Origin of the sequence: Leisingera aquimarina DSM 24565, assembly GCF_000473165.1 — a bacterium.
Lineage (GTDB): Bacteria > Pseudomonadota > Alphaproteobacteria > Rhodobacterales > Rhodobacteraceae > Leisingera > Leisingera aquimarina.
In genome coordinates, this window is the sequence record NZ_KI421504.1 from 354,262 (window position 1) to 372,576 (window position 18,315).

An 18,315-nucleotide genomic window follows, 5' to 3' on the forward strand; every position below is an offset into this window, starting at 1 on the left:
CATTTCAGGCTGCCTCGGAAGCGGTGTCAGGTGTTCGTTAGTCATCCTTGCCACCCGGAGCAACGTCCACTTTCACCCCCCAGCCTGCCAGCGCTGAAGAGAGTTTCTTGTCAGGTCTGCGGTCGGTAAACAGCAGGCTGATCTTGCGCGGAGAGGGTCCGCAATTGGGCGCAGTTTCTGCAAACTTGGGATGGGCCATGGCCACGGCCACCTGCTCTGTGCAATCGGCAACCACCCCAGCCAACTGCGCCTCGGCCGCACTGTGATAGAGCACTCCCTGTTTGGCAGATAATGCGTCCGCAGACAGTATTGCCAGATCCAGCGCAAACCGGCGAACTTGCTGCTCAGCCACAAAACCAAAGGTGCCGCGCTCATTGCTTTGCAATTCGCCACCCAGCAAATGCACCCTGTTGCCATTGTGGTTTGCCAGTGCCTGCGCAGCTCCGATAGAATTGGTGACCACGATCAACCCGGTCTTCTGCCGCAGCTCCTCGGCAATAAATGCGGTAGTAGATCCGACATCCAGAAACAGCGCCATGCCATCACGGGCATGTGCAGCGATCCGAGCCGCGATCCGGGCTTTTTCCTTCTGGTTCTCAGAAATCCGCCGGGCAAAGCTGGTCGCACTCTGCGGCCCTGCCAGAAAAGCTCCGCCATGCACCCGCTGCACTGCTCCTGCCTTGTCCAATGCCTTGATGGTGCGGCGCACAGTTTCCTCGGAAACATCCAACATTTTTGCAAGCTCCGCGCTGCGGGCTGATCCGCCCAAACGCCGCAAAGCGTCCACCAGCTCCAATTCGCGGTGAGAAAGAGAAAGTGAGTCCGACAAGATTGAGCCTGTTCGCGTTTAACTGCCTTGTGCCATAAGGCATGGATTTTTTCCGGCTTACAAGGTCAGCCCACATTTTCCCACAATTTTCTGGATTTCCCCGCTTTCTGGCGGGCATTATCCGGCAAACGGGCACCTGCGAGTCCGGCCACCAGCCGCTCCCGCCCCTTTCCAGCCTGCCGGAGGCAGACCTGAAAGCGTTGAGCATGGCGCCGCGCAGGTGCACGGCGCGGGCAGCGCCCCAGTGGGGCGCTGCCGGGCCCAAGGCCCGTGCCGGGGCATCTTTGATGCACCTGCGGGGCGCGGGAGCCTCGCCTTTGCGGCAACAGAAAACCGCCGCGGCTGTGTGGGGCCGCGGCGGTCCTTTTCTCTCAATCCTGCAGAGGCTTACAGGTTCGGGTACAGCGGGAACCGGGCGCAGAGGCCGGCCACTTTGGCGCGGACGGACGCTTCCACATCGGCATTGCCGTCTTCACCGTTGGCGGCCAGGCCGTCGATCACCTCGATGATCAGGTCGGCGATCTGGCGGAACTCAGCCTCGCCGAAGCCGCGGGTGGTGCCTGCGGGCGTGCCCAGGCGCAAACCGCTCGTCACGGTGGGCTTTTCCGGGTCGAACGGGATGCCGTTCTTGTTGGTGGTGATATGGGCGCGCCCCAGCGCCTTGTCGGCGATGTTGCCGGTGACGCCCTTGGGGCGCAGGTCGACCAGCATCACGTGCGTGTCTGTGCCGCCGGTGACGATGTCCAATCCGCCCTGGATCAGCTGGTCTGCCAGCGCTGCCGCGTTGGCACGCACCTGCTTCTGGTAGATCTTGAACTCCGGCTTCAGCGCCTCGCCAAAGGCGGCCGCCTTGCCTGCGATCACATGCATCAGCGGACCGCCCTGGATGCCGGGGAAGATCGCCGAGTTCACTTTCTTGGCGATGGCCTCGTCATTGGTCACGATCATGCCGCCGCGGGGGCCGCGCAGGGTCTTGTGGGTGGTGGTGGTGGCCACATGCGCATGGGGGAACGGCGAGGGGTGTTCACCCGCCGCGATCAGACCCGCGATATGGGCCATGTCGACCATGAAATAGGCGCCGACGCTGTCGGCGATTTCACGGAACTTGGCAAAGTCGATCTGGCGCGGGATGGCGGAGCCGCCGGCGATGATCAGCTTGGGGCTATGCTCGGTTGCCAGCGCCTGGATCTGGTCGTAGTCGATCAGGTTGTCGCTTTCGCGCACGCCGTAATGCACCGCATTGAACCACTTGCCGGACTGGTTCGGACGCGCGCCGTGGGTCAGGTGGCCGCCGGAGGCCAGATCCATGCCCAGGATGGTGTCGCCGGGCTGGATCAGCGCCTGGAACACGCCCTGGTTGGCCTGGCTGCCGGAGTTCGGCTGCACATTGGCAAATTCGCAGCCGAACAGTGCTTTGGCACGGTCGATCGCCAGGTTTTCGGCCACGTCCACATACTGGCAGCCGCCGTAATAGCGGCGTCCCGGGTAGCCTTCGGCGTATTTGTTGGTCAGCACCGACCCTTGCGCTTCCATCACCGCGGCGGAGACGATGTTCTCGGAGGCGATCAGCTCGATCTCGTCGCGCTGGCGCCCCAGTTCGGCTGTGATCGACGCATAAAGCTCAGGATCGCGCTCAGAGAGGGACTGAGTGAAAAAGAGGTCTTTGGACATTCGGGGCTCCTGTCTATCCTGTCCAGCCAAGCCCTGCAGCGACGCAGTTCATCGACTGCATCAGCGGGACCGGCACTGTTGATGGCTTCTCGGCACGCTCTTCCCGCAGGAGGCGCACCTGGGTCTTGTGAATTTCACGCAGCATGGTTTCGACCCGGCCAAAGCGAGCGCGCAGGCGCGGGAACCGATTGGCGAGGCTGCTGTCACCAGTCAGGAACAGAATTGCCTCGCGGGCGAGTTGGTACTCCTTGCGAATGGTGCCAAAGATACGCTCGCGGATTTCCGCATTCTGCACCAAGCTGGCGTAGTCGGCGGCGATGTCCATGTCGCTTTGCAGCAGAGTCTTTTCGACCTCATCCACCACCAGCCGGAACAGCGGTGAATTGCGGAACATATCCTGCAACACCGCCTCGCCGCGCGCGCCGCGAAACTTGCGGAAACTGGCAACCGCAGAGCCGAAGCCGTACCAGCCGGTAATCATGTGACGGTTCTGCGACCAGGCAAAGACCCAGGGGATTGCTCGCAAGTCATCAAGTGATCCGGCCCCGAAACGGCGGGCGGGCCGTGACCCGATCTTCAGCATGGCGAGCTCTTCCACCGGGCTGGCCTGCTGGAAGTAATCCAGGAAACCGGGCGCGCTCAGCAGGTTGGAATAGGCCGCCTGGGACATGCCCGCGAGCGCCTCAAACGCATCGTCATGCTCTGGGTTCACCGGCGGGGTGCCGTCCTGGAGCGAGTGGCGCAGCACCGAAGACGCCATCAGCTCCAGCTGATGTAGTGCGGTTCCGCGGTTGGCGTATTTGGAGCTGACCACCTCGCCTTGTTCGGTGATCCGCATCTGGCCTGCGATGGTGCCTGCGGGTTGGGCGGCAATGGCGCGTTTCGCAGGTGCCCCGCCGCGGGAGACCGAGCCGCCGCGCCCGTGAAAGAACACCGGCTTCATCCGGTGCGCCGCCAGGGCTCGGGTGATCAGGCGTTGCGCTTTCTCCAGCTCCCAGGTGGAGCAGAGGAAGCCGCCGTCCTTGTTGCTGTCGGAATAGCCCAGCATCACCTCGATCCGGTTGTCGCCGGATTTCAGCGAGCGGCGGGCAAACGGGACGTCCAAAAGGCCGTCAAGAATGCCGGGCGCTGCACGCAGGTCGCCGATGGTTTCAAACAGCGGCACCACCTTGAGCGCGGCCTTTTCTGCACCAAAACCTGCGTAGCGCGCCAGCAGATAGACCCCCAGCAGGTCGTCTGTAGAGCGGGTCATCGACAGGATAAACGGCCCCATCGCATGCGGGTCTTCGCCGGCACCGGCATCGCGCATCAGCCGCAGCAGTTTCAGCAGCTCGCCGCTTTGCGGGCTCAATTCATCCGGCATCATATAGGGCAGCGAAGCACTGCCCAGCTCAGAGCGGAGGCGCGCCGACCATTCGGCGCTGCCGAATTCCGGCACCTGGCCGGAGCGCGACCAGATTTCAGTCAGCGTTTCAGTGGTCACGGTGGAGTTCTGGCGGATGTCCAGGGTCACTGTGCGAAAGCCGAAGACATCGGCCTGCCAGCGGATCGGGCGTACATAGCGGGCTGCAAGGCGGTGCGCGCCGATTTCCTCCAGCGCCTCTTCGACTTCAGTCAGATCGACGACGAAATCTCCCAAGTGCTTATAGGCGCCGCTTTCCTCGGCGGCGGTGGCCTTGATCCGCACCAAGATTGCAGTCAGCGCCTGGCGGAAAACTTCGCCCGGGTTGCGGGAAACGAGGTCAGTCATGCCGGGGGTTGCTTCGGTGATGCCGGCCAGACGGGCAGCGGCGCTATCGGGCAGAGCAAACACCGCAGCGGATATCGAAATCCTTTCAGCTGCAGTGGTCAACGCCTTCTGGTAGCGCTTCAGGATTGCTGCACGGTTCGCGGTCAGCGCTGCCGCCGTTGCCTCCACCGTCACATTCGGGTTGCCGTCGCGGTCGCCGCCGATCCAGGAATGGAACTTAAGACAGGGCGCATCAGCGCTGTCACCCAGCCGCGGTTCGGCAGCGGCGATGTAGCGTTCAAAGAGTTGCGGCACCGCTTCATACAGACTGTCGCGGAAGAATTGCAGCCCCCATTGGATTTCGTCCTGCAGGCTCGGCCGGTCGCGGCGCAGCTCGCCCGTCATCCACAACAGGTCGATCTCCGAACGCAGATCCTCCAGCAGATCGGCACGTTCGCGCGGGGTCCAGCGCTTGGCCTCCAGCGACACCAGCCCGCGGTAGATGCGGCGGTGAATTTCCAGAATTGTGACCCGCTTGGCTTCGGTCGGATGCGCGGTCAGGGTCGGGCCGATGGAGAACTGACTCGCCACTTCCTGCAGCCGTTCGGGCGTTGCCAATTCGCCTGCCAGATCGAGGGCACGGGCAAAGCTGCCTTCGACCACTTCCGGGCCGTCTTGCGTTTCAGCCATGCGTCGGTCGCGCATGGCCGCGTTTTCCTCGACGATCTTCAGCAGCTGGAACCAGATGTTGAAGGCCTGCATGTAGGCGGTTGCAGGCTGGCCGTCAGAAAGATCCCATGGAGACTCGCCAGTGGCCCGTTCCGCCACTTCCGGCGCGCGCTTGCGCAAGACATCCAGCCACAGGGCGTGCAATTCCGTGCGGAGTTCGGCGGCGTAACCCGCATCGGCAAACCCCGTCTGAGCGGTTTCGGCAGGATCACCCATCACATCACCCGATCACGCGGTTCGCGCCCTGCAAAGAAATCGGTCAGATTGTCGAGGACACGGAACCCCATCGCCTCGCGCGCCTCGCGGGTGGCGCTGCCCAAGTGCGGCAGCATCACCAGGTTGTCGCAGTCCATCAGATCCGGGTTGATGCGCGGTTCGCCGTCGAACACATCCAGCCCGGCGCCGCCGATGGTTTCGAACCACAGGGCGCGGGACAGGGCCAGCTCGTCGACTATCTCGCCACGGGCCGTATTAATTAGGAATGCGTCCGGCTTCATCAGGTTCAGCATCCGGGTGTTGATAAGATGCCGGTTTGCAACTCCGCCCGGGCAGTGCAGCGAGACAAAGTCGCTCTGCGGCATCAGCTCTTCCAGGCTGTCGGCCTGAGTGGCGTTGTAACGGGCCAGGATATCGGGCGACACGCGAGAGCGGTTCTGCACCACGATCTTCATGCCAAAGCCATGATGCGCGCGGCGGGCCATTTCCTGGCCGATACGGCCGAAACCGACGATGCCCAATGTCTTGCCGGAAACTTTGGTGCCGACCAGATGGGTCGGACGCCAGCCGGTCCATTCACCGGCACGCACTTCACGCTCACCTTCACTTGCGCGGCGGGCCACCATCAATAGCAGCGTCATGGCGATGTCGGCAGTGCATTCGCTAAGAACATCGGGAGTGTTGGTCACAGTCATGCCGTGACCTGCCGCACTGGGCATATCAATATGAGAGTAGCCAACGCCGTAGTTGGCCAGAATGCGGGCCTGGGGCTTAGTGATATCAAACGCACTGGCCGGGATCTTGTCGGTCACCGTCGGCAGTACAGCGTCATAGGATCTCATTGCGTCGCGCAGTTCCGCTTCGCTCAATGGCTTGTCGCCAGTGTTCAGCACAGCATCAAAGGCTTCAGAAAGCTGCGCCTCAACTGCGGCGGGCCAGCGGCGGGTCACCAGAACCTTGGGCTTTGCCATGATTTCATCTCCCTGTCGTGCTTATGCTTTATTAATTCGCCCCACCCCTGCCATTGCCCCAGGCCAGGGGTGGAGCGTCGCACCTGTTCCGTGGCCGGATCAGGCGGCGTTCTTTTTCATCACGCTTGCGATGGTTTCACCGATCACAGCGGGGTTTTCGGCAACGGTCACGCCGGCCGCCGACAGGATCTCCACCTTCTCGGAAGCGGATTCGCCAAAGGCCGAGATGATCGCGCCCGCATGGCCCATGGTGCGGCCCTTAGGAGCGGTCAGACCCGCGACATAGGCCACCACCGGCTTGGTCACGTGGTTTTTGATGTAATCTGCCGCTTCCGCTTCCTGCGGGCCGCCGATTTCACCAATCATCGCGATGACCTCGGTTTCCGGATCCTTCTCGAACCACTCAAGAATGTCCTTGAAGGAGGAACCGTTGATCGGGTCGCCGCCGATGCCGACCGAGGTCGAGATCCCCAGGCCCAGCTCTTTCAGCTGCGCTGCGGCCTCGTAGCCCAGCGTGCCCGAACGGCCGATGATGCCAACCGTGCCCGGCAAGTAGATGTGCCCCGGCATGATCCCCAGCAGTGCCTTGCCCGGCGAGATGGTGCCCGCGCAGTTCGGCCCCGTGAGGATCATCCGCTTGTCCTTGGGATAGCGGTACATGTAGCGCTTCACGCGGATCATGTCCTGGGCCGGGATGCCGTCGGTGATGCAGACACAGTAGTTGATGCCCGCATCCGCCGCTTCCATGATGGAGTCAGCTGCAAACGGCGGCGGCACAAACACCAAGGATGCATTGGCGCCGGTTGCCTCCACCGCTTCTTTCACGGTGTTGAAGACCGGCACGCCCTCGACGGTTTCGCCGCCCTTGCCCGGCACAACGCCGCCCACGACGTTGGTTCCGTATTCGATCATGTCTTTGGTATGGAACCGGGCGATTTTGCCGGTGATGCCCTGGACGATGACTTTGCTTTCGCGATCGAGAAGGATGCTCATTTGATTGCCCTCACACGAGTGTTCTGGTCGAGGTCGTTCTTCCACGCGCCGACGGCCCGTTCAGCGGCTTCCATCAGCGAGGTTGCGCGGATAAGCGGCAGACCGGACTGAGCCAGGATCTTCTGGCCTTCCTCCACGTTGGTGCCTGCAAGGCGGACCACCACGGGCACGTCCACTTCGACCTCGCGCAGCGCCTGCACGACGCCCTCGGCCACCCAGTCGCAGCGGTTGATGCCGGCGAAGATGTTGACCAGAACCGCCTGCACATTGCTGTCGGACATCACCAGACGGAAAGCCTTGGCGACCCGTTCCGGGGTGGCGCCACCGCCGATGTCCAGGAAGTTGGCAGGTTCGCCGCCGGCCAGCTTAATGGTGTCCATGGTCGCCATTGCCAGGCCTGCACCGTTCACGATGCAGCCGATGTTACCCTCAAGTCCGACATAGGACAGGCCACGGTCGGCGGCGCGGCTTTCGCGCGGGTCTTCCTGGCTTTTGTCGCGCAGCTCCGCGATCTGCGGGTGGCGGAACAGGGCATTGTCGTCAAAGGTCATCTTTGCGTCCAGCGCAATGACCCGGTTGTCTGAAGTGACCACCAGCGGGTTGATCTCAACCATGGTGGCGTCCAGTTCCGAGAACGCCTGGTAGCAGCCTTTAAGGGTGCGCACCATCTGCTGCGTCATTGCCGGTTCGATGCCCAGGGCAAACGCAATCTCACGCGCCTGGAAGTCCTGCAGGCCAACAGCAGGCTCAACGGTCGAGCGCACGATGGACTCGGGGCGCTCGGCAGAGATCTCCTCAATCTCCATGCCGCCTTCAGACGAGGCAACGATCATCACGCGCTGGCTGGACCGGTCCAGCACAAAGCCCAGGTAGATCTCGCGGGCAATCGGCACTGCACTCTCGACATAGACACGGTAGATGCCTTTGCCTTCGGGTCCGGTTTGGTGTGTCACCAGCTTCTTGCCGAACAGGTTTTCGGTCGCCTCATAGATCTCGGCTTCCGAGTTGCACAGCTTGACGCCGCCCGCCTTGCCGCGGCCGCCTGCGTGAACCTGAGCCTTGACGATCCATCTGTCGCCGCCTAGCTCCCGCGCGCGGTAGGCCGCTTGCTCGGGGCTGTAGGCCAGTGCGCCGGGCGGAACCGTCACGCCAAAGTTGCTGAGAACTTCCTTGGCCTGGTATTCGTGGATATCCATGGTCCTCTCCTCCTCATGGATGCGGAAATCTATTACTCAGCGGGCTCGAGAGCTGCTGTGTAATGCTTGTCGAGAAGGGCGTTGATCTCCTCCATATCGACGCCTGCGCCCATGTCGTTCATCGCCTTGCCGAAGCGGTTGACGATGTCAGTGATGGCCGCCGGGGTGATCTGGTTCAGGATGCCGATACGGACCTGGACCGGCTCCGACAGGGTCGGCCAGATGCCAAAGCCTACGGCGCGGCAGTTGCCCACCAGCTCTTTTTCGCGGCCAGCCAGATCGCCGGGCAGGTTCAGCACAATCAGGCTGGTCATGTTGCTGGTCACGTCGCAGCCCATCGCGGTCACGGCATCGCGCAGCGCTTTCTCGTGGAAGGCATAGTCGCGGGCCTTTTGGGCGCGGCCATGCTGCAGGGTAATGCGCAGCGCCTCGTGGAAGGCAGCAACCGCATAGCCGGAATGGGTGCGGTGGTAGGTGCCGGCGGCAACGTCCTGGCCGTCCACGATGCCCCAGTGGCGGGCTTCCAGGATCGGGTTGTGAACATAGGAATGGCAGCCGTTTTCACGCACGGTCTGGATGTACTGGTCGGTGAAGGACACCGGCGCATAAGTCAGCGGCAGGCACAGCACGCCTTTCTGCGGGCAAGAGGCCCAGCCGGCAACGCCCGGGTAATCGTCGATCGAGAAATCCTCGATGCCCAGCGAGGACACCGCGTCGATCAGGCCCATCACGCCGTGCTTTTCGCAAGCGTCCGAAAACCCTTTGAGGTCGTTGATGCGGCCCGAGCCGGTTTCCCAATGCGCCATGAAGGCCCACTTCGGTTTTTTCTCTGCCAGCACCTGCTCAACCAGCTTGCCGGAGACCGACTCGCCGTGCGGCACGTCGATCACGGTGACCGAGGCAGGCTGCGGGTTCATCGCATCGGCAGCCAGCTCCTCGCGGGTGGCGGCCTTCATGCGGATGGTCATCGCGTCGATGCCCGAGAAGGTGCCGTTCTGGAAGGCCACAACAGTGTCGCCCGGCAGGATCGCGTTCAGCATGCAGTCCAGGCCCGAGAAACCGGTGCCGCCGACGCCGTAGGTGTAGGTATTGGCGGTGCCCCACAGATCGCGCAGCATCTGCTTGCACTCGATCATGCCGCGCAGCACATCGGCCTGCATGTGGTCGGCCAGGCCGGTGTTGGCAAATGCCTGCAGCACACGCGGGTCGGTATTGCCCGGGCCAGGGCCAGCGGCCAGTGTTTCCGGGATTTCCAGGCTGGGGAAGATCGTGGGTTCTGTCATCGGGTCAAACCTCTCTGGTGTCCGTTTGCCGATGTGCCGGAGGTCACGGGCCTTCATCACGGTGGTCTTCACTGCGGGAAGGTTTGTTTCCTGACGTGCAACATCTGTTAACCCAAGGAAACCCTAGGTCGACAAAACCCGCAACATTCCTATATCCTGCTTTTGGGTATCTAATTGGATGGTTAGAAACCTACCCAAATCGGTAAAAATACCGTTGCATACCAAAATTGACCCTATCCATATGGGTAGTTTTTAACAAAAAGGCACCAAATGACTCCTATAAGCGACAAAGTTTCCCCGATTTCGGTCATGCTTGCTGACGCAAATCCGCTGGTGCTGTCGGCGATGTCCGAAATCTTCGACAAGGACCCGCGATTCTCGCTGGTCGCCACCTCCGCCACCGCCGAAGGCTTCCTCGGAACGGTGATGCGGGTACCGGTGCAGGTCGGGATCATCGACTGGAACCTGCCCGCGCTTGGCGGCGCCAAGCTGATCGAGGTGCTGCGCGAGCAAGCCAACGCGCCGCGGCTGGTGGTCTACGCCGACGAAAGCGGCGACGTGCCCCGCAAGGCGATGGGCGCGGGCGCTGCCGGCTTCGCGCCGCGTTCCAGTGCTGTCGAAGACGTGTTGGACACCTGCCTCGCCGTCGCCGAGGGCAAGATGGTGTTCCCCTTCCTCGACGTGCGCGGGTTGCAGACCGATCCGATCGAGCAACTGTCCCGCCGCGAACGCACCATGCTGGAGGCGCTGTCGAAAGGGCTGACCAACAAGGAGCTCAGCAAGGAGCTGGAAATCTCCACCAACACGGTGAAGTTCCACCTCTCGAACCTTTACGAAAAACTCTCGGTCAAAAACCGCGCACAGGCGATTGCGTTTTACTACGCCAACCGCGCCGCCAAGGGTGATTTCCACCTCGAGGAATGATCCCGTAGCGGCACCCGGCGCCTCACGCGCGTGCATGTGCGCCTGTACGCACGCGAGGGCGCGTCGCGCCCGCGTAGGCACGTGCGAATGTATTTAAATGAAGATTTTTTTCTTGACAGGAAACACCTTCGTGAGGAATGCCTAAAGGGGAGAGGACAAAACCCATCACGAGTGAGGAGAGAACCCATGTCATTTCACACCATTGAACAAGCCCCCGGCCGCCTGAACCGCAGCGAGTTGGCGATCCCAGGATCACAGCCGCAAATGTTTGAAAAGGCAGCGAAATCTGATGTAGACGTGATCTTCCTGGATCTCGAAGACGCGGTTGCGCCGGACGAAAAGGAACAGGCCCGCAAGAACATCATCGAGGGACTGAACGACATCGACTGGGGCAACAAATCCATGTCGGTCCGAATCAACGGCCTCGACACCCACTACATGTACCGCGATGTGGTCGATGTTGTTGAACAGGCAGGCGAACGTCTCGATCTGATCATGGTTCCCAAAGTGGGCACCGCAGCCGATGTTTACGCCGTCGACATGCTGGTCACCCAGATCGAAGACGCCAAGGGCCTGAAGAAGCGGATCGGTTTTGAGCACATCATCGAAACCGCGCTTGGCATGCAGAACGTGAGTGAAATTGCCGCAGCCTCCAAACGCAATGAATCGCTGCATTTCGGCGTTGCCGACTATGCCGCCTCGACCCGCGCCCGCACCACCATCATCGGCGGTGTGAACCCCGATTACTCAGTGCTGACCGACCCGGCCGCAGACGGCTCGCGCGAGGTGCACTGGGGCGACATGTGGCACTATGCGCTGGCCCGCATGGTGGTTGCCGCGCGCGCCAACGGCCTGCGTCCGATTGACGGCCCGTTCGGCGATTTCCAGGACCAGGAGGGCTATAAAGCCGCGGCAAAACGCGCTGCAGTTCTGGGCTGCGAAGGCAAATGGGCCATCCACCCGAGCCAGATCGAACTGGCAAACGAAGTGATGTCCCCGTCGGATGCCGAAATCACCAAGGCACACCGCATTCTGGAAGCCATGGCCGAGGCCGAAGCCGCGGGCAAAGGCGCGGTGTCGCTTGATGGCCGCCTGATTGACTACGCCTCGATCCGTCAGGCAGAAGTGCTGGTGGAAAAGGCTAAACAGATCGCCGGCAACTAAGCCGCCGTTCGCTTTCAAGACCTTACGCCGTCCCGGTTCTGGCTGGGGCGGCTAAGCGCCGCTATGCCAGGGAGATGCAGATGACCGGATTGCTGACCACCGCCAAGGCCCTGTTTCAGGCCGCTGTTGACCGGGCCGATCCGGCCCAGGCCCTGCGTACCCATCTGGCTTCCTCGCCTCTGGCCCCGCTGCCCGAGGGCGGCAGAAACGTGCTGCTCGCCGTGGGAAAAGCTGCCATCCCGATGATGCGCGAGGCGTTGCAGCTTGTTCCCGCCCCTTCCCAGGCATTGGTCATTACAAACTCTGAAAACTACACGGAAATCCCCGGCGCCACAGTAATTTGCGGTGCCCACCCGGTACCCGATGAAAACAGTGCTGCCGCAGGCCAGGCGGCCATTGAACTGGCCCGCTCGCTCGGCCCCGATGACAGGCTGATAGCCCTGATTTCCGGTGGCGGTTCTGCCCTGATGGTAGCCCCCGCGCCTGGCCTGACGCTTGCGGATAAGGCCGCAGTGAACAAACTGCTGCTCGCATCCGGCCTGGAAATCAACGAGATGAACCTGATCCGTCAGCAGCTGTCGGACACCAAGGGCGGCGGGCTGCTGCGCCACGCCGCACCGGCCCAAGTGCAGGCCTTCATCCTCTCGGACGTGATTGGCGACGACCTGCGCGCCATCGCTTCCGGCCCTACCGTGGCGCCCATCGGCACACGCGCTCAGGCTCGGGAGACACTGCAACGGGCAGGCATTTGGGACAGCACTCCAGAGACCGTCAGAGCCCGTCTCAGCGCCGTTGATGAGACTCACAAGGCGCCGCCCCCGGCCATAAACACGCTGATCGGGTCGAACCGTCACAGTCTCAAAGCCATGATGAGCGCAGCAGCTGAGGAGTGGTGTCCAATACTGGTCTCTCACCGGCTGGTCGGCGATGTATCTGAGGCAGCAGAAACCATTATCAAAGCCGCAGAATCTGCCCCGCGGGACAAACCCGCCGCGCTGATCTTTGGCGGCGAAACCACTGTCCTGCTCCGCGGCACCGGCCTGGGTGGCCGCAACCAGGAGCTGGCCCTGCGCGTCGCCAAACTGGGTGCCGAGCGCCTGAGCGGCGACTGGCTGTTCCTCTCCGGCGGCACTGACGGGCGGGATGGTCCCACTGATGCAGCCGGCGGTATTGCCACGTCAGCCACTTGGGAGGCCATCAAGGCTTCCGGCCAAGACCCGGACGCATTGCTTGCTAACAACGACAGCTATGCAGCTCTGAAATCCGCGGACGCGCTGCTGATGACCGGTGGTACCGGCACCAATGTGGCCGACGTGCAGATATTCCTAAAACGGCCTGGCTGAAATCCCAAGGCACCCGCAGCTTCTTCATTGCAAAAATACTCCCGCCGCTGCACCCGGCGCCGCAGTTAGGCAGTTGCGCGTTTCTCGCCCCACTCGGCCAGATCATTCACCAGCATCAGTGCTACCCGCCGGAACACCTGGCGCAGCCGCTCCACATGCGGCCCTTCCAGCGACAATTCCGCCAGCGCCTGGTCCATGCATTTCAACCAGTTCTCGGCATCTTCCTCGGTGATCGGCACATGGGCGTGCATCAGTTTCACGTCCATATGCCCATACTTTTCCTCGTAGTAACGCCGCCCGCCCATGAAGCCCGCCAGGAAGTTGAACTGCTCAATCCGGGCATGATCCATCCCATGCCCGCGTTTGTGCAGCTTGACGATCTGCGCGCCGGTCTCAGTCTCTTCGACAATGTCGTAGAACCGCTCGACCAGGGCGCGCAGCGCCTCCTCGCCACCAATCTGCTCAATCAGCTTCTGAACCATTTCACCTCCCTGCCCCGAACCGGGCGGCCTCAGGACTGAGGCCGGGTTTTCTTGGGGTCGTAATGCGCAAAGGGTACAATCTTGGCAGGCAGCCGTTTTTGATGTCCGTCAAGTTTGCCGATTTCCACCTCGGTCCCCACTTCCGCGCAAGACACATCCACCCGTGCCAGCGCGATATTCTTGCCCAGCAGCGGTGAGCGCATCGACGAGGTCACCTCGCCAATTTGCGCGCGGCCAATGTGGACACAGTCGCCATGCTCCACGTCAATTGCGGAATCGATATCCAGCCCTACCAGCTTGCGGGCGGGCGTGGTCTTGCGCCGGATCAGCGCGTCGCGGCCAACAAAGTCATCCTCTTTCGACTTCAGCGGCACGGTAAAGCCGATGCCAGCCTCAAACGGGTCGGTCTGATCACTGAAGTCATACCCGGCAAAGATCAGGCCGGCCTCAATCCGCACCATATCCAGCGCCTCCAGCCCCATAGGGCGGATGCCATGATCCTGACCGGCCTCCCAGACCGCGTCGAAGACATCACCAGCATGTTTCGGGTGACAGAATATCTCATACCCTAGTTCGCCGGTGTAGCCGGTCCGCGAGACGACTACCGGAACGCCATGCTCACCGCCAATTCGCGCAGGGGTGAAGCGGAACCAGCCCAGCTCCTCCAGTTTGGGATTATGCGGCATCGTCCAGATGATCTTCTTCAGCAGATCCCGGCTTTCGGGGCCTTGCACGGCGATATTGTGCTGCATGTCGGTTGACGAGCGCACCAGCACGTTCAAACCCAGCTTTTCCGCCTGCTCGCGGATCCACTCTCCGCCATAGTCCGAGCCGCCGATCCAGCGGAAATTGTCCTTGCCCAGGCGGAACACGGTGCCATCGTCAATCATGCCGCCATGCGGATAGCACATCGCGGTATAGACCACCTGCCCCACAGCCAGCTTCTTGATATTGCGGGTAAAGATGTACTGGCAGAGTGCCTCGGAATCCGGACCGGTGATCTCGAATTTGCGCAGCGCCGTGAGATCCAGAACAATGCATTTTTCTCGGCACGCCCAGTATTCCTCCAGCGGCCCGGACTCGGCATAGCAATTGGCCAGCCAATATCCGTTATACTCGATGAAATTGCGGGTCATCTTGCTGAGGCGGTCGTGGAAACCGGTTTCCTTGGTCATTTTGGGCTCCGATTCAGGGGTCGCGCGGAACGCTATCGCCCGCTTGAAGGTCTCTTGGCCGCTGTAAGTGCGGACGTGAATGTCGGTGGGGTTCCAGCCATTGGCCGCGCTGGTATCATCCGGGCAGGCCGAGCTGACACAGACCAGATCGGTCAGCGCCCTGAGCAGTACGTAATCGCCGGGCCGGGTCCAGGGCTCATCGGCATACATAACGCCATGGTCGTCGAGCCCGGTGTTGAAGAAGAAGTTGATCGCCATCCAGCCCGCGCGCGGCGTCACCCCGTGCTGGGCCAATACACCATTGAAATTGTCCGAACAGTTTGCGTGTCCGGGATAGCCGATGTCGTCATAGTATTTGGCAGCGCAGGCCAAGGCAAAAGCATCGTGACGGCCAACAGTATCCTGCACCACCTCGACCAGCGGCAGCATGTCCTGGTCATAGTATTTTGCGTGCAGCCCCGGCATCGGATATGCATGGCCCATCAGCGTCCGGGTTGTGGTCACGTCCAGCGCATGCTCGATCCCCTTGTCCAGCTTGCGGGCCGCAAAACACTGAAAATCAGTACATTGGCGCCCATCAACATCAAGCACCTGGATGTAGTCGCCAGCCTTCACAAAATAGGCTTCGGCAGTTGCACTTTTGATCCGCAGGTCCAGCACCGGATCAGCCAGCGGATCAGGCAATTCAAACCGCGCGACCTGCTTGATCACTGCCCGCTTAACCATGACCGTCAGCGGTGTCGCTGTGTCCTGCTGTTCAAAGTCCATGATCCCGCCCGGTGCGGCGATGATCACCACACCGTCTCGCTGCGCGGTAAAGCTCTCCTCGGTCTTTGCAGGCGTCGCCGCATCAAACAACCGCACCGCACCGCCCTGCGCCAAGTCGATACCGCGTGCTTCCATCCCCAGCCGCAAGCCGCGCAAGGACTGGTCCGTCGAGGTCAGCAGCGCCTTCAACCCTTCGGCATCGCAGTTGGCTGCCGCGCCGATGACACCCGCATCAATGCGCCCCTTATCCTCAACCGCAACGATTTCGCAGGGCTGACCGCCCTCGTCATTGGTCACCGTCACCGTATCGCCGGTTTCAACCCGGATCAGGATCGCACCGCAACCTTCGACGACGTAACGCTCAGTCCCCTTGGGCAGTGAAAACACCGACGGCTGATACAGTCCGGACGGCTTGGGCGGCCCTTTGACAACTTCAGGGAAGCTCATGTCATTCATCGCGCATCTCCTGTTGGACACCGGCCAAAATTTGCACAGCCGGAATATTTATTTATTGCAAAGAATATTCCGTTCCCCCACTCTAATCAACAAACATGTTGATTTTCTGCAGTAAAATGGCAAATGCCCGGGATGCGTCATTTTCCTGGGGGTGAATGCCGCAAACAAAAGGATAAGCCCGATGCACTCGCTGATTTTAGGCTTGGCCGCAGCCCTTGCCTGGGGAATCCATGACCTGTGCGTGCGGTTGGTCTCGCAAAGAACCGGTATATTGCCGGCCATGCTGATCGTGTTTTCCACCGGGGCGATTCTGGTTGCGTCGGCGGCATTGGCTCTGGGGGATTGGCAGGCAATGACCCCGCAGGCGGCCCGGCTGGCAGGGATTTCGGGGGCTGTTTTCGCCTTGGGGTCTTATGCCCTCTACCGCGCTTTTGCGCTGGGGCCGGTGAAATTGGTTGCACCGCTGGTCGGCGCTTATCCCGTGTTGTCGCTGGGTATGGCAATGCTGCAAGGGCAACCGGTCGGTCCGGGCCACTGGATTGCCGTTGCGGCGGTGGTTGGCGGTGTCGGCTGCATTGCCGTGTTTTCAACCGAGGACGACGGCAGCCCGGTCAACCTGCGGGCCGCGGCCTGGGGCCTTGCGGGGGCCATCGGGTTTGCTCTGACCTTTGCGATCGGCCAAGCCGCCACCCAAGCCGGCGCCGAATTGCCGGTACTCATCGTGACCCGCTTGGCAGCCATACTGATCGTTCTGGGGCTTGCGCTTTTTGCCCGGATGGTTCAGCTGCCCTGTCGCAAAATACTGCCTCTTCTCTGCCTGATGGGCGCGCTGGATGCCTTTGCACTTGGCCTGGTGATCTACTCCGGCTCCTTGCCCCGCCCGGAATTCGCCTCAGTCAGCGCCTCGCTTTTCGGCCTGGTCACCGTAGTGCTCGCCTGGCTCTTACTTCGCGAAAGCATGAACCGCGCGCAGTGGATCAGTGTCGCCGTCACATTTGGCGGGATCGCCTACCTGGGTTTTTGAACGCCCGCCCTTTTTCATCTTAGAACAAATACTCCCGCCGGAGGCGTCCGGCGGGAGCAGGTAATCTCAGCCAATGCTGTTGTGCGGCGCGGTTTCAGGCGGTCAGGCCTTCGGGCTCTTTCAGACCGTTGGCGCGGCAGCAGGCGGTGACGGTATTGGCCAGAAGGCAGGCGATGGTCATCGGGCCGACGCCGCCCGGCACCGGGGTGATGGCGCCGGCGCGTTCGGCTGCAGAGGCAAAATCGACGTCGCCCACCAGCTTGGTCTTGCCGTCGCGCTCGATCCGGTTGATGCCGACGTCAATCACCGTGGCGCCTTCCTTGATCCAGTCGCCCGGCACCATTTCCGGACGGCCCACGGCGGCCACAACGATGTCGGCGCGGCGCACAACATCCGGCAGGTCCTTGGTGCGCGAATGCGCGATGGTCACGGTGCAGCTGTCGCCCAGCAGCAATTGCGCCATCGGCTTGCCGACGATGTTGGAACGGCCGATCACAACCGCATCCATGCCCGACAGCGACCCATGGTGGTCGCGCAGCATCATCAGGCAGCCCAGCGGCGTGCAGGGCACCATCGATTTCTGGCCAGTGCCCAACAGGCCCACATTGGAGATGTGGAAGCCGTCCACGTCCTTTTCCGGCGCGATCGAGTTGATCACCAGATCCTCGTTCATATGCTTCGGCAGCGGCAGCTGCACCAGAATGCCGTGGATCGAGGGGTCGTTGTTCAGCTGCTCAACCACCGCCAGCAGATCCGCTTCCGAGGTGTCCGCATCCAGCTTGTGCTCAACCGAGTTCATGCCGACCTCGACGGTCTGCTTGCCCTTGGAGCGCACATAGACCTGGGAGGCCGGATCTTCGCCCACCAGAACCACGGCGAGGCCCGGGGTGATGCCGTTTTCTTCTTTCAGCCGCGCCACGTGTTCGGCCACCTGGCCGCGCACCTTGGCCGCAAAGGCCTTGCCGTCAATCAGAGTTGCTGCCATTTGATCTCTTCCTCTTTGCCGCAGGCCCGGATCGCCCCTGGCGCCTGCCTATTCCTCACGGATCACCCGCGCCTCGCGGGCAATCGACCACTCCACCAGCTGCCGCCACAGGCGCTCGATCAGATCAGGGTCCAGCCCCTGGCTCTCAGCGGCGGCGCGGGCCTTCATGACCACGTCTTCAACCCGTTCCGGGATCCGCGCCGGCCAGCCGTTTGCCTGCTTCAGCGCAATCGCCCGGTCAATGTAGCCGGCCCGTTCCGCCAGCAGCGCCACCAGCTCCCGGTCCAGATGATCGATCTGAAGCCGGAGGCTGGCCATATCGCTGCAGGCATCTGGCGGGGTGCGTGTGCTCATGTCTTAAAACTCTCACGGCCCAG

General features: G+C 61.8%; 15 protein-coding genes. 4 read left to right on the forward strand and 11 right to left on the reverse strand.

Going from position 1 to position 18,315, the window contains the following annotated elements; translation table 11 throughout:
• Window positions 1-37: 37 nt before the first annotated feature.
• The 7 genes from AQUI_RS0105610 to AQUI_RS0105640 all read right to left on the reverse strand — a co-directional run bounded on the left by AQUI_RS0105610 (window position 38) and on the right by AQUI_RS0105640 (window position 9,617).
• Window positions 38-829: a DeoR/GlpR family DNA-binding transcription regulator gene (locus AQUI_RS0105610; protein WP_027256620.1), complete on the reverse strand. Its 792-nt coding sequence runs from the start codon at window positions 827-829 to the stop codon at window positions 38-40.
• A gap of 387 nt (window positions 830-1,216) precedes the next feature.
• Window positions 1,217-2,500 carry a serine hydroxymethyltransferase gene (glyA, locus tag AQUI_RS0105615; RefSeq protein WP_027256621.1) on the reverse strand — a complete coding sequence of 428 codons (1,284 nt, stop codon included), beginning with the start codon at window positions 2,498-2,500 and terminating at the stop codon, window positions 1,217-1,219.
• A 13-nt stretch (window positions 2,501-2,513) separates the two neighbouring features.
• Window positions 2,514-5,174, reverse strand: coding sequence for a phosphoenolpyruvate carboxylase (locus AQUI_RS0105620; protein WP_027256622.1), 2,661 nt, complete (start codon window positions 5,172-5,174; stop codon window positions 2,514-2,516).
• On the reverse strand, window positions 5,174-6,145 hold the full coding sequence (locus AQUI_RS0105625) for a 2-hydroxyacid dehydrogenase (protein ID WP_027256623.1): 972 nt from the start codon (window positions 6,143-6,145) through the stop codon (window positions 5,174-5,176). Before AQUI_RS0105625 ends, AQUI_RS0105620 begins: the two co-directional genes overlap by 1 nt.
• A 99-nt stretch (window positions 6,146-6,244) precedes the next feature.
• Window positions 6,245-7,138, reverse strand: coding sequence for a succinate--CoA ligase subunit alpha (sucD, locus tag AQUI_RS0105630; protein WP_027256624.1), 894 nt, complete (start codon window positions 7,136-7,138; stop codon window positions 6,245-6,247).
• Entirely contained in the window at window positions 7,135-8,334 is a 1,200-nt protein-coding gene (locus tag AQUI_RS0105635) for a malate--CoA ligase subunit beta (RefSeq protein ID WP_027256625.1), read from the reverse strand. The genes sucD and AQUI_RS0105635 overlap by 4 nt, the downstream gene beginning before the upstream one ends.
• A 32-nt stretch (window positions 8,335-8,366) precedes the next feature.
• On the reverse strand, window positions 8,367-9,617 hold the full coding sequence (locus AQUI_RS0105640) for a pyridoxal-phosphate-dependent aminotransferase family protein (protein ID WP_027256626.1): 1,251 nt from the start codon (window positions 9,615-9,617) through the stop codon (window positions 8,367-8,369).
• 309 nt (window positions 9,618-9,926) lie between these two features.
• Between AQUI_RS0105640 and AQUI_RS0105645 the strand changes: the two genes are divergently transcribed.
• The 3 genes from AQUI_RS0105645 (at window position 9,927) to AQUI_RS0105655 (ending at window position 13,048) form a co-directional block, all read left to right on the forward strand.
• Window positions 9,927-10,541: a response regulator transcription factor gene (locus AQUI_RS0105645; RefSeq protein WP_035919823.1), complete on the forward strand. Its 615-nt coding sequence runs from the start codon at window positions 9,927-9,929 to the stop codon at window positions 10,539-10,541.
• A 186-nt stretch (window positions 10,542-10,727) separates the two neighbouring features.
• Entirely contained in the window at window positions 10,728-11,705 is a 978-nt protein-coding gene (locus tag AQUI_RS0105650) for an HpcH/HpaI aldolase/citrate lyase family protein (RefSeq protein ID WP_027256628.1), read from the forward strand.
• A gap of 80 nt (window positions 11,706-11,785) precedes the next feature.
• Window positions 11,786-13,048, forward strand: a complete 1,263-nt coding sequence (locus tag AQUI_RS0105655; RefSeq protein WP_027256629.1) for a glycerate kinase type-2 family protein — start codon at window positions 11,786-11,788, stop codon at window positions 13,046-13,048.
• Window positions 13,049-13,113: 65 nt separating this feature from the next.
• On the opposite strand, the gene AQUI_RS0105660 is transcribed toward AQUI_RS0105655, so the two are convergent.
• Window positions 13,114-13,530: a group II truncated hemoglobin gene (locus AQUI_RS0105660; protein ID WP_027256630.1), complete on the reverse strand. Its 417-nt coding sequence runs from the start codon at window positions 13,528-13,530 to the stop codon at window positions 13,114-13,116.
• A gap of 29 nt (window positions 13,531-13,559) precedes the next feature.
• Window positions 13,560-15,929: a trimethylamine N-oxide demethylase gene (locus AQUI_RS0105665; protein WP_027256631.1), complete on the reverse strand. Its 2,370-nt coding sequence runs from the start codon at window positions 15,927-15,929 to the stop codon at window positions 13,560-13,562.
• A 181-nt stretch (window positions 15,930-16,110) separates the two neighbouring features.
• Between AQUI_RS0105665 and AQUI_RS0105670 the strand changes: the two genes are divergently transcribed.
• Entirely contained in the window at window positions 16,111-16,953 is an 843-nt protein-coding gene (locus tag AQUI_RS0105670; protein ID WP_027256632.1) for a DMT family transporter, read from the forward strand.
• Between the two features lie 94 nt (window positions 16,954-17,047).
• Here AQUI_RS0105670 and folD read toward each other — a convergent pair whose 3' ends face one another.
• Together folD and AQUI_RS0105680 are read right to left on the reverse strand one after the other, a co-directional pair.
• The gene (gene folD, locus AQUI_RS0105675) at window positions 17,048-17,938 is read right to left on the reverse strand and encodes a bifunctional methylenetetrahydrofolate dehydrogenase/methenyltetrahydrofolate cyclohydrolase FolD (protein ID WP_027256633.1); all 891 of its coding nucleotides are present in this window, start codon (window positions 17,936-17,938) and stop codon (window positions 17,048-17,050) included.
• 48 nt (window positions 17,939-17,986) lie between these two features.
• Complete coding sequence (locus tag AQUI_RS0105680; RefSeq protein WP_027256634.1) at window positions 17,987-18,292, reverse strand: chorismate mutase; 306 nt, start codon at window positions 18,290-18,292, stop codon at window positions 17,987-17,989.
• Window positions 18,293-18,315: the final 23 nt, after the last annotated feature.